Here is a 1431-nt window from a genome sequence, read left to right as displayed (position 1 = left end):
GACCCTCCACCACCACCCCACACTCAGGCACCACATACCCCACCACAAACTCCCCACCCGACCCACCCCGCAACACCACCACCGCCTGCGCCACACCCCCATACCGCAACAACACCGCCTCGATCTCCCCCAACTCCACCCGCTGCCCCCGCAACTTCACCTGAAAATCCACCCGACCCACATACTCGAGCTCCCCACCCGACAACCACCGAACCCGATCCCCCGTCCGATACAACCGCGAACCACACCCGAACGGATTCGCCACAAACCGATCCGCCGTCAAATCCACCCGACCCCGATACCCCCGCGCCAACTGCACACCCCCCACATACAACTCCCCCACCACCCCCACCGGCACCGGCCGCAACCACCCATCCAACACAAACACCTGCGTATTCCACACCGGAACCCCGATCGGCACCCCCACCACATCCGCATCGGTCACCTCATGAAACGTCACATCCACCGACGCCTCCGTCGGCCCATACAAGTTATGCACCCGCACACCCGGCACCAACCCCCGCATCCTCGACGCCACCGACGCCGACAACGCCTCCCCCGACGCGAACACCCGCCGCACACTCACACACCGCGCCACCGCCGGCTCCGCCGTGAACACCGCCAACATCGACGGCACGAAATGCGCCGTCGTCACCCCATTCCCGACGATCACATCCACAAGATAAGCCGGATCACGATGCCCACCCGGCTCCGCCACCACCAACCGCGCCCCCACCAACAACGGCCAGAACAACTCCCACACCGACACATCGAACGTCACCGGCGTCTTCAACAACACCACATCATCCGAACCCAGCCCATACTCCCCCTGCATCCACAACAACCGATTCACAATGCCCGCATGCGAAACCACCACCCCTTTCGGCCGACCCGTCGAACCCGACGTGAACATCACATACGCCGGATTCTCCCCACGCAACACCCCCAACCGCTCCCCATCCGAAATCGGCTCCCCCGAAAACCCCGACACATCAACAACATCCAACTCCACCACCACAACCGAACCCGGCAACCCCACCCGATCCACCGACGTACTCAACACCAACACCGGAGCGGCCACACCCAACACATACTCCACCCGCTCCACCGGCTGATCCACATCCACCGGCACATACCCACCCCCCGCCTCGAGCACCGCATAAATCCCCACCACCAACTCCACCGACCGCCCCACCGCAACCCCCACCAACGACTCCGGACCCACCCCCAACCCCATCAACAACCGCGCCAACCGACGCACCCGCACACCGAACTCCCCATACGACAACACCACCGAACCGAACACCACCGCCACCGCATCCGGCACACACCCCACCCGCTCCTCGAACAACCCCACCAACGACACCCCCGGCACCACACACCCCGTCGCATTCCACCCCCCCAACACCAACTCCCGCTCACCCGGCGCGA

General features: G+C 64.6%; 1 protein-coding gene. It reads right to left on the bottom strand.

From position 1 onward, the window contains the following. A partial coding sequence (locus R4P95_RS33395; RefSeq protein ID WP_317747834.1) for an amino acid adenylation domain-containing protein occupies nt 1–1431 on the bottom strand: 1431 nt, incomplete at both ends.

Origin of the sequence: Rhodococcus sp. IEGM 27, from assembly GCF_033142305.1 — a bacterium.
Classification (GTDB): domain Bacteria; phylum Actinomycetota; class Actinomycetes; order Mycobacteriales; family Mycobacteriaceae; genus Rhodococcus_F; species Rhodococcus_F oxybenzonivorans.
Note: the sequence above shows the minus strand (reverse complement) of the source record. Positions and strands in the feature narration are given on the sequence as shown.